This is a genomic window from Secundilactobacillus paracollinoides DSM 15502 = JCM 11969, assembly GCF_001311135.1.
Taxonomy (GTDB): domain Bacteria; phylum Bacillota; class Bacilli; order Lactobacillales; family Lactobacillaceae; genus Secundilactobacillus; species Secundilactobacillus paracollinoides.
In genome coordinates, this window is the sequence record NZ_BBAG01000079.1 from 1 (window position 1) to 9,791 (window position 9,791).

General features: G+C 44.6%; 8 protein-coding genes and 3 pseudogenes. 5 read left to right on the forward strand and 6 right to left on the reverse strand.

Features of this window, described 5'->3' with window-relative positions; translation table 11 throughout:
* Positions 1 to 319 precede the first annotated feature (319 nt).
* Positions 320 to 679: pseudogene (locus JCM11969_RS14900) on the forward strand (MobA/MobL family protein); the annotation flags it as partial.
* Positions 680 to 877: 198 nt separating this feature from the next.
* Here JCM11969_RS14900 and JCM11969_RS14905 read toward each other — a convergent pair.
* From JCM11969_RS14905 to JCM11969_RS20780, 4 genes and pseudogenes are all read right to left on the reverse strand, one after another.
* Positions 878 to 1,282: a GtrA family protein gene (locus JCM11969_RS14905; protein ID WP_054712396.1), complete on the reverse strand. Its 405-nt coding sequence runs from the start codon at positions 1,280 to 1,282 to the stop codon at positions 878 to 880.
* Between the two features lie 15 nt (positions 1,283 to 1,297).
* A pseudogene (locus JCM11969_RS14910) lies at positions 1,298 to 3,212 on the reverse strand (glycosyltransferase-like membrane protein).
* Between the two features lie 9 nt (positions 3,213 to 3,221).
* A complete protein-coding gene (locus tag JCM11969_RS14915; protein ID WP_054712399.1) occupies positions 3,222 to 4,169 on the reverse strand; it encodes a glycosyltransferase family 2 protein in 948 nt (315 codons plus the stop codon).
* On the reverse strand, positions 4,151 to 4,564 hold the full coding sequence (locus JCM11969_RS20780; protein ID WP_046870789.1) for a phosphatase PAP2 family protein: 414 nt from the start codon (positions 4,562 to 4,564) through the stop codon (positions 4,151 to 4,153). The genes JCM11969_RS14915 and JCM11969_RS20780 overlap by 19 nt, the downstream gene beginning before the upstream one ends.
* Positions 4,565 to 4,635: 71 nt before the next feature.
* Between JCM11969_RS20780 and JCM11969_RS14925 the strand changes: the two genes are divergently transcribed.
* Positions 4,636 to 5,553 (forward strand): IS30 family transposase, encoded by a 918-nt coding sequence (locus JCM11969_RS14925; protein WP_054712405.1) that lies wholly within the window; start codon positions 4,636 to 4,638, stop codon positions 5,551 to 5,553.
* An 809-nt stretch (positions 5,554 to 6,362) separates the two neighbouring features.
* Here JCM11969_RS14925 and JCM11969_RS14930 read toward each other — a convergent pair.
* Complete coding sequence (locus JCM11969_RS14930) at positions 6,363 to 7,625, reverse strand: YhgE/Pip domain-containing protein (RefSeq protein WP_054712408.1); 1,263 nt, start codon at positions 7,623 to 7,625, stop codon at positions 6,363 to 6,365.
* Between the two features lie 164 nt (positions 7,626 to 7,789).
* Here JCM11969_RS14930 and JCM11969_RS14935 point away from each other — a divergent pair, with 164 nt between their 5' ends.
* Together JCM11969_RS14935 and JCM11969_RS14940 are read left to right on the forward strand one after the other, a co-directional pair.
* Positions 7,790 to 8,338: a TetR/AcrR family transcriptional regulator gene (locus JCM11969_RS14935; RefSeq protein ID WP_054712411.1), complete on the forward strand. Its 549-nt coding sequence runs from the start codon at positions 7,790 to 7,792 to the stop codon at positions 8,336 to 8,338.
* A gap of 381 nt (positions 8,339 to 8,719) precedes the next feature.
* Positions 8,720 to 9,300: pseudogene (locus tag JCM11969_RS14940) on the forward strand (recombinase family protein); the annotation flags it as partial.
* Between the two features lie 23 nt (positions 9,301 to 9,323).
* Here the strand turns inward: JCM11969_RS14940 and JCM11969_RS20555 are convergent.
* Complete coding sequence (locus tag JCM11969_RS20555) at positions 9,324 to 9,443, reverse strand: glutaredoxin domain-containing protein (RefSeq protein WP_116843365.1); 120 nt, start codon at positions 9,441 to 9,443, stop codon at positions 9,324 to 9,326.
* A gap of 125 nt (positions 9,444 to 9,568) precedes the next feature.
* Here JCM11969_RS20555 and JCM11969_RS14945 point away from each other — a divergent pair.
* Positions 9,569 to 9,791 (forward strand): helix-turn-helix domain-containing protein (locus JCM11969_RS14945; RefSeq protein WP_082409408.1); only part of this gene is annotated, 223 nt, incomplete at its 3' end.

Here is a 9,791-nt window from a genome sequence, read left to right on the forward strand (position 1 = left end):
GTAAAAAGATACTCATCTGGCCATTTTTCAGTGTATCTCATGTTGTTAATTGTTTTAATTATCTAGTTAAAATTAATAACGAATCAATGAGAGCTATTATGGCTAAAGAGTGTGTTTAAAGCAGGCCTAGTTAATGAAACTAGATAAAGAACACTAAAATTAGTGGTGGGTAATCAGCAGACCGAGTGAAACGAGTTAATGCGCACTTATACCCCACTAAATTCTTGTGGGGTAAATCGTGCTAAAATCCTGTATTAGAAGTCGCCGATGGCGACAACAAGGTCAAAACCCATAGAATCAAAGGAAGACGGTGACTGACATGGCAATATTCCACATGAGTTTTAGTAATATTAGTGCTGGTAAAGGACGAAGTGCGATTGCCAGTGCCGCTTATCGAAGTGGTGAAAAGCTATTTGATGATAAGGAAGGTCGCCACTATTTTTATACCCGATCGATCATGCCAGAAAGCTTTATTTTGACGCCAAAAAATTCACCTGAATGGGCGAGTGATCGAGAGCAGTTGTGGAATGAAGTTGAAAAGAAAGATCGTAAATCAAACTCACGGTATGCAAAAGAGTTTAACGTGGCTTTACCGGTAGAATTAAGTGAATCCGAACAGAAAGAATTACTGACAAAATATGTGCAAGAAAATTTTGTCGATCAAGGTATGGTAGCTGACCGGCACCGCATGTACGAAGAGTTCGTCGCGTTCGAAACGATGATTGCGCATCACGATTTGGCTGCCGCCAAGCAGCGGATGGCGCATTCGCTGGCTGTGATGAACGTGGTCGACGCAGCGCTGGCGGATGCCGGCATCAAGCTTGGCTAGCCAAGCAAAATGGTCTCGGCAGTTTCCACTGCTGGGACCATTTTTACGTTAAGCGAAAATTAGTTTGCTGAAGCCATAATTGAGCACGATGACGACGACCTGGTCGATCAGCTTCACAATCAGCGGCGAACCGTGCATTAAGGTGAGGCCGATGAACAAAATCGCCGTGTCCGCCAGCAGTGACGCGCCGCGCAAGGTGAAGAAGCTGGCGCCTTCTTTGACCACAGTCCGGAAGGTCATGTCGGCGGAGTTGAACACGACTTTCTTGTTGGCAATGAAGGCAAACAGCACGCTGAGGACCCAGGCGATAATGTTCGCCCAGAACCACGGCATCGCGAGGTGAGTCAGGCCGAAGAACAGCACCACATTAATGCCGGTGGTGAGGACTCCAACAATCAGGTAGCGCAAGGCTGTATCGTATTTGCTGTAAAGGGTAGTGATTGGTTTTTCCATAAAAAGGCTCCTTTCTCAGCGCTGCATGCAGGTATAAATCAACGAGGCGGTGGGCTGCGATTGGCCGTTCACCGTTAGCGGGTGAGCAGCGAGCTGATAATGGTAGGTGTGGGTCACATCGACCTGCTGGCCGCGGGTGGTGAGGTTTTGAACGGTAATCCGATATTGCCCAGCGGCGAGCTGGTGGTGCAGGAGGGCCACACTGCCAGCCATCGTTAACCGATAATGTTGCCCGGTGGCAAGGTTAGTGAGGGTGACTTGCACCTGACTACCAGCATGAATCTGAACGGAAAAATAGTTCGCTGGCGCGTTCACATCGACCACCTCTGCCAGCACGGTGCCTGGCGTCACGGTCTTGGGCTTGGCGTGATACTGCACGGATAGCTGACTGCGCTGGGCGGCAATCACTTGCTTTTGTGGCAGCTGAGCGCCAAGCACACCAGCGGCCCCAAAGGCGACGAGTGAAGCAGTGGCGACATTGAGGAGGCTAGCTTGGTTCGCCCAGCGGGGACGCGACTGGCTGGCCTGACGCGGGATGGCCGCCAAAGCCACCCAGAGCAGCGGCAAAATGGCTTGACCATAGCGCGGTTCAACTTCCCACAGTAGGGTGTGGAAAGCCAGGTAGCCAAGGGCAGTGGTCACCGCCAGCAGTGCAAGGATTTGATGCGGGTCGGTCAGATCTGGCCGCCACCGCAAGAGCTTCAGCATCAGTGCGCCCCACATGAGCAGGGTCGCGGCCACATAGCCAATCACGGTCAGTCCCTGATAGAAGCCAGCATGATTACTGTACCAACTAGGTGCGGCGCGGAAGCCGCCGTTGTACCAGCGCTGAATGCCTTGGACATTGAGCACGATGCCTAACTTCACTACCCACAACCGGATGACGCCAACCACCCCGAGAGTTTTGATGCGCTTGGGGATGGTTTTCAAATTGTACCGCTGGCGGTCGGCTTGGCTGGGCTGCTTGATGGCACGTCCGACATCCTTGCCGGAGTAGACGCCGTTGCTGTGCTGGTTGTAGCCCATCAAGATCCAGTTGGTCGCCGGGAACGAAAAGGCGGTGCGGGGTTGATAATTGGCTGCCACGTCAAAGACTTTGGTCGCCGGCAGACTCAGCCCGAAGCCCAGCACAATCAAGAGGATGGGCAGGGTCAGTTTGGCTTGTCGCCAGAGGTGCTGACGGGCCAGAATCAGGCCGACAATCAGCAGAGCTGGCAACAAGACCACCAGATTAGGCTTGAGCATGGCGCCGAGCATCACGGCAACAACTAGTCCGCTGCCGGCAAACCAGCGCTGGCGCGATGTTTTCTGCGACCAGTTCAGCAGGCTGCGTATGATGATGAGCAGCACCAGCATCGTCGGTAAGTCGGAGTAAAAGACTTGCAGGTAGTAGGTGTAGGCAAACGGCGACAAGGCAAAGAAACCGAAGGCCACGACCAGCAGGCTGGCGCGCTGGCTGAGCTGCCAAATCGTATGCAGCGCCAGGGCAATAAAGCTGTCCAACACCAAGATACTCAGCAGGTGCACCGAAAGATTGGTGCTTAAGCCCACCAGTTGCGTCAGCCGCAACCACAGGGAGAGCAGATAAGCCAGCGGCACGTTATTGGCGTAGCGCCAGAAGTAGGTGATATCCCAGGTCATGTGGCCGGCGGCGAGCTGGTCGGCTTGCGACAGTACCCGGTACGGATCGTGGTAAACGGTGTTGGGCATCACGTGCAACACGACCACCTGGGCAATCAGCATCGCCAGTAAGCCAAGGCCAATGCCCCAGCGCAGCTGCCTTGTAGACAAATGGTCAAGTCGGGGCGCCCAGGAGCACTACCACCAACAGCGCCGGCACCCCGAGCACACTGGTCAGGTTACCGATGCTGCCAATGAGCAGGCAGAGGATTAAAATTGCTGGCAGAAAGGCGGGTTTAATCTTTTTCATACCCTCACCTTAATCCAGAATCGTTTGCACCGTGTAGCGCGGGCGATGTTTAACTTCGGTGGTGAGCTTGCCGGTGTATTCACCAATCACCCCGAGGCTGATCATTTGGATGCCGCCAACGAACCACAGCGACACCATCAACAACGACCAGCCGTGCACGGTGAGCCCCAGCATTTTCATGACAATGGCGTAAACCACCATGCCCACCGCCAGTAGGCAAGACAAGGTACCCAGAATGAGAATGAGCCGCACCGGCGCAATCGTTAGGCTGGTGATGCCGTCCCAGGCAAAAGCCAGCATCTTTTTCAGCGGGTACTTGGATTCGCCGGCCATGCGCGGCGCGCGCTTGTAGAAGACTTCGGCAGTTTTGAAGCCGAGCTTAGGAATCAGGCCGCGAATGAAAATGTTGCGTTCTGGATACTGCAGGAAGGTTTCAACGGCGCGCTTGGACATCAGGCGGAAGTCGGCGTGATTGGGCACGAGTTCGACGCCCAGCAGCTTGAGTGTCTTGTAGTAGCCTTGGGCCGTGGTGCGCTTGAACCAGCTGTCGGTTTCCCGGTTGTTCCGGACGCCGTAGACGATGTCGGCGCCATCCGCATAGGCATCCACCATGTCGCCGATTTTGTCGGGATCATCTTGGAGGTCGGCATCGATGGTGACAATCATATCGGCGGTTTTCACGGCTTCACTCATGCCGGCGATCAGCGCCGACTGGTGGCCGAAGTTGCGGGAAAAACGCAGTCCGCGCACGCGAGAATTCATGGCGTGCAGTTTTTCGATGATGTCCCAGGTGTGATCCATGGAACCATCATCGACGATCAGGATGTCGGCACGCTGACCGAGGACGGTTTGCGCGGCGATTTGGTCTTCAACGGCCAGTAATTTTTGCACCGAGGACGTCAGCACCTCTTCTTCATTGTAAGCAGGAACAACAATCGTTAATTTTGATGTGGCCATGATTTCAACATCCCTTCCGGTAAAAACTGCCGCATTTTAGCTTGAATAAAGGCTTCCGCAGGTGTGACCAGCAACCACCAGCCGCTAGCTAAGCAGACACTGGCGAGCACATCAGAGAGGTAGTGGTCGCGCAGATACACCCGCGATATCGCCACCATCGCGATCCAGCCAATGCCAATCAATACAGTAATCAGCTGGGTTTCTTGATCTTGAATGTGCGGCAGCATCCAGTCCAAAATGATTAAATCAATCTGGGCCTCGTTTTGCCGGAACATGTCCAGCGCGATTAGGCCGTCATTGGCCCAGAACACATTGAAGTTCTCGAGCTCAAATTCGGTTTTGAGTGAGTCGGCTAAGCCCGCCTCGTCTTCGACTAGTAAAATGGTGGATTTCAATGGTCTTCTCCCTATGTGAATTGTGCCTTTAATGGTAATTGTCCAAAACAACCATAAAGGAACTGCGAATCATGACTAGTTTATCATCTCAAGAACGTACTGTCATTCAAACTTTGCTGGAATTGAATTATTCGATTCGTGCCATCGCGCGTTTTATTAACCGATCACCTGCGACGGTCTCTGTTGAAATTCATCAAGTCACGCCCTATAAAGCTGATATTGCTCATGCATTGGCATTGAAAAAACGTCATCTACGTGGCCGTCATCACACACTAACACCAGCTATCGCTGTCTTTTTGAATGAGCACATTGGCATTTTAAAGTGGTCACCAGAAACTGCTGCTCATGTTTTAGGGTTACCTTTCAAAACGATTTATAATTGGCTCAATGCTGGCCGACTCAAACTGTCATTAGCTGATTTACCTGACAAAGGTATTCGTCAAAAACGTCAGTCTGATGGCAGACGTCAAGTATTTGTTCACGGCCGTTCAATTGAATCAAGACCCAAAAGTGTTCAAGCACGGCAGGATTTTGGTCACTTTGAAGTTGATACGATGCAATCGGGTAAGAAACGTGGTGAAGTGCTTGTCACAATCACAGAAAGATTAAGTCGGCAACATATTGTGAGGCAAGTTAGTGGTCGCAATATTCAGGCAGTGACACCAGTATTAATTCATTTTTTTCAAGGGATCGAGAATGCTAAGTCAATCACTGTTGATCGAGGACGAGAGTTTGTAAAATATGATGAAATCGAGCAAAAACTAGGCATTCCAGTTTACTTTGCACACCCATACTCACCAGAAGAACGTGGGAGTAATGAGATATTAAACCGATACGTTCGGCGATTCATACCAAAGGAGCGAAAAATTGAGACGGTTAGCGCCAAAGAATTAGATCAAATTAATCATTGGATTAATGCAAGACCAATGAAAACACTCAATTGGCAATCACCACGAAAGGTTTTTCAGCAGTTCGCAGTGTTCGGTTAATTCTTGCAATCTACCATATATAAAAAAGTATGACTTCGAAGATAGCAATGATTTAGCTACACATATTCGAGCTATTAATGATGACCTGCTTTATACAAACTATGCCGACGAAACAAACTTTAGAGCAAGCATTCAAAGATTATGAGAATTATTAGGATTTGATTCTAGTCAGCCTGAGGCAGAAACGGCTATCAAAGAAGGCGGTCCTGATAATCTTTGGCTGGATCAAAGCACACAGATTGTCATAGAAGATAAAAATCGACGAGCTAGTGATGAAATCTTTAAAGGTGATGTAGAACAAATAACTACATCTTCGAATTGGTTTGCGGAAAAATATCAGAGTCAAACTTTCTATTCCATTATTTTCCACCCCTCTATCATCTTTGCTTCAGATGCACATACCAACTTTAAAGTTCATGTAGTTTCTGAAAGTAAGCTCCAATTGTTAAAAGACGCAATATATAAACTTGCTGATGGAATATGCCAGGAATCATTGAACTACTGGAGTGCTGAAAATCTCCAAAATTTATTTTGTGACACAAAACTATTAAAGCATTCGTTCATTTCCACCTACACAGTACCTGCCAAAAAAATAATGATATAAGAAAGCTTTTATGTGTGATTAGCCAATAGGGTATACCTCAAGAACATTCTCTGCCTCTATACAATTCAGAATTTTTATATACATTTACACAAAATATTTCACACTCTCTTTTTTTGAGGGAATTGTTGCTAAATGGATCATCAAAAATAGTCAATCAATTGATTGGCTATTTTGATGATATGAATAATTGGGTTTCATGTTTTGTTTAATTATTTATTTTGCGGTGTGGGATAACCGTGAACAAATAGTGTTTTAAGTATCCTGAACTATACATCAAGATAGCAGCGACAAATCCAATTATTAACAAGACTAATAATGATGACATGGTGGTACTCGATCCATTATGGAAATACAAAGTATTTGTTAGTGTTTGCATGCTAAATCGCATTGGAACCCAACTGTAAATTCCCTTTCGGTACAAAGGATCAAGGGCTTCCGGTGCATAAGACATCACGGAACTTGCTAGGAACCAGACTACGAGTAGTAATGGGTAGAAAGCAAATCCCAACCAATCCAGGACACACGTTATAATAAGATAAAAGACAAAGATACTAATAGACATTAATCCGATAAAGTTAATTGGGTTTGGAATTGTTAGGTTAAAGCATACATTAACAAATAAGAACCCAACTGTTGCTGAAAGAATACTTGCTACCAAACCGGTAATTAGTTGACTAGTTATTGTTGTAGCATTTAAAAATTTTGAAGCACTTCTTTTTGTATGTTCGCGCCATAAAATAAGAGAGGGAATTAAAGCGCTAAACCACGCCAATGCCACTAGAAGCATGGGTGCTGTGCCATTAACCGTGTTCTTTTCAATTTTATTAGACTCATGAGTAGATACACTAATAGGGGTCGAAACCAAATCCCAAGATTTTGCGGATAAATTAATCTTATTTTTGCTAAGAACACTTTGTTGCTGTGCGCTAATTCGTGATGAAAGCGCATTTGCAATCTGAGGAAGTGCTTGGGATAGCAATTGCGATATTTGAGCATTCATTCCTTGATTAATACTGATCTTAATCTGTGCAGGGTGAACGGGTTTCTGTGTAACAAATTTAGCTTGAAGCAATTGTGATTTTGCAGAATCTGGTAATTCCTCCTTTTTTTGAAGAGTAGTGAGCTTTTGGCTAATAATTTGGGCCTTTAGCGATTCATTTTGCTGCTGTAACTCTTTTGAAAATCCTGATCTAATAATGAAAGCCCCATAATACTTTTGATCATTAAAACCATCTTTTTGTGGAGATACCCATTTGATTTTTGAATCTTTTCCATTGAATTTCTTTCGCAACTTACTTTCAATTTTATTGCTGAGAGTTCCTTTGTCTTCGTTGACAAGTGCTACAGGAATTTGTTTTACTTTGACAGAGTTACGTATGCCAATTAAGGCAAATGAAACTATTCCAATAATTGCTCCAACAAGCAATAATGCTAACCAATATCTTTTACTACGAATTACATCGAACATCTGATATTCCTCCCTTTTAAGCTAAGTACTAATAATAGTGGACATTATTTTGGAAAGACATAGACAACTTTTTTTGAAACGTCACTTAGGCATACAAAATGTTATTTGTGTATACTTAAGTTACATATGGATCTATACTGATGTTTGGAGAAAAGGAGGAACTTATGACTGATTTAAGAAATAAGAGAACAGAAATGTTAATTGAAAATTCTTTTATACAATTAGTAAGACAACAGGGATTTAATAATGTATCGGTAATTGATATCTCTAATAAAGCCTTGATCAATCGTCAGACATTTTATAGGCACTATCAGGATAAGTATCACTTGGCCGCGAAAATGATTCAGGATTTTGTGTCGACTTATGATTCAGTATTGAAGAAAAGAAGTAATTTAAATAAACAAAATCAAAACTTTTTGAGCATTACATCCATATTGGCACCTGATATAAAAAATCTTTTAATCAAACAACGTGAAAAGATTTTAGCATTGCGCTCTATTCAATTGGATAGCAAAGATTTGAGTAGTGAGATAAAAAGGGTTTTAAGAAACAATCTTGTAAGTATGCTGGAGGAAAAACCTGATAAGTTTGAAATGTCATTATTAACTTCACTTATTCTGGGTAGTTTTAATTACCTAATTGATGAACAAGAATTGCCTGATACAAGTCAAATACAACATGCAATTACAGGAATCCTTTGGTTGCTAAGCTAAACCTGAATTATTCATATAAATCCAAAAATTTACGACAGTTACTGTAGTATCAACGTTGTCTAATGTTTTCACTTTTCACCTGTTGGGTGATAAAAAAAGAACCCCAATCTGTTAGATTGAAGTTACCACAACCATCAATCGAAGAGAGGGATTCCAATGTTTAGCGTTCCGAAAATTCATCTAGAAAGCAACCAGCAAGTGATTTTAACACATGATGGTGGGCATTTATTGACATAAGAGCATTTAGGGAAAGTAGAATCTTTCTATTTTCAATAAGTTAACGTGACGGCCACTAGGGTATACCCTATTGGACTTTTTTATTTCTGTGCTATACTAGGAATTATAAATGTTCACTAGAACTGTCCAAAAGGAGAACTGGAAATGGCTAAAATCGGTTATGCGCGTGTGAGTTCCAAGGAGCAACATTTAGATCGACAGCTAGCGGCCTTAAAAGGCGTTGATAAATTATTTACGGATAAATTAAGTGGAGCTAACACTAATCGGCCAGAACTGCAAAAAATGCTGGCTATATTCGTGAGGGTGATATTGTCCTGGTCACTGAATTAGATCGCTTAGGCAGAAACAACCAGGATTTAACTAAGATCATGAACACCATTCAAAATAAGGGTGCCACCCTAGATGTGTTAAATTTGCCGTCCATGACTGGAATTACTGACCCTAATTTGCGTCAACTTATGACTAACCTCATCATTGAATTGTATAAGTACCAGGCGGAAAGTGAACGTAAGCGGATCATTGAGCGACAGCAACAAGGCATTGCGCTTGCCAAACAGCAAGGTAAATATCATGGCCGCAAACCCCAATACACCCAAGACGATCCCCGCTTGCAACATGCTTTTAAGCTTTATCGAGCTGGCATGAGTGACATTGATGTGTCCCGAAATACAGGTATTAAACGGACGACCTTTATTCGATACCGTGTGAAATACGGTATTAAAAGAAATAGGGACCCTATTTTCTTTACTTATAGTTTTGGAGGGTGTTTACTAAAGTTTTTTTCTTGGAATCTGATTCCGTGTTTATTAAACCATCGACGAGATGTCATACAAGAATGACACCCTGACTGTGTATACATCATGATCATTTTTCATTTACCCACTTTTTTATTTGGCAGATTGTAAAATTTAAGTTGAACATTTAAGTGGACAGAAAAACCCATCAAGGTCTTTAATGGTGTTACCACACAATCCATTAGAAAGAAGGACCTTGATGAGCACCACTATTTTATCATTCCAGAACCGTGTTGTCATTGAAACGCTTCATAATGAAGGACGTTCCTTGCGATACATCGCTAACTACTTAGGCTTTAGTAAGACCACCATCTTTAACGAACTTCACCGGCTAAATAGTGAGTACCAGGCTGGGCTAGCGCAAACTGACTTTGAACGAAAGGTTAGTCAACGGGGGCGGAAGTCTTCGCTCACTAAAAACC

Bases quoted from the DNA above. Each gene is read 5' to 3' on its own strand.
- JCM11969_RS14930 (WP_054712408.1), bottom strand. From the start codon at position 7,625: ATGTTCGATGTAATTCGTAGTAAAAGATATTGGTTAGCATTATTGCTT.
- JCM11969_RS20555 (WP_116843365.1), bottom strand. From the start codon at position 9,443: ATGATCATGATGTATACACAGTCAGGGTGTCATTCTTGTATGACATCT.
- JCM11969_RS14925 (WP_054712405.1), top strand. From the start codon at position 4,636: ATGACTAGTTTATCATCTCAAGAACGTACTGTCATTCAAACTTTGCTG.
- JCM11969_RS14935 (WP_054712411.1), top strand. From the start codon at position 7,790: ATGACTGATTTAAGAAATAAGAGAACAGAAATGTTAATTGAAAATTCT.
- JCM11969_RS14905 (WP_054712396.1), bottom strand. From the start codon at position 1,282: ATGGAAAAACCAATCACTACCCTTTACAGCAAATACGATACAGCCTTG.
- JCM11969_RS14915 (WP_054712399.1), bottom strand. From the start codon at position 4,169: ATGGCCACATCAAAATTAACGATTGTTGTTCCTGCTTACAATGAAGAA.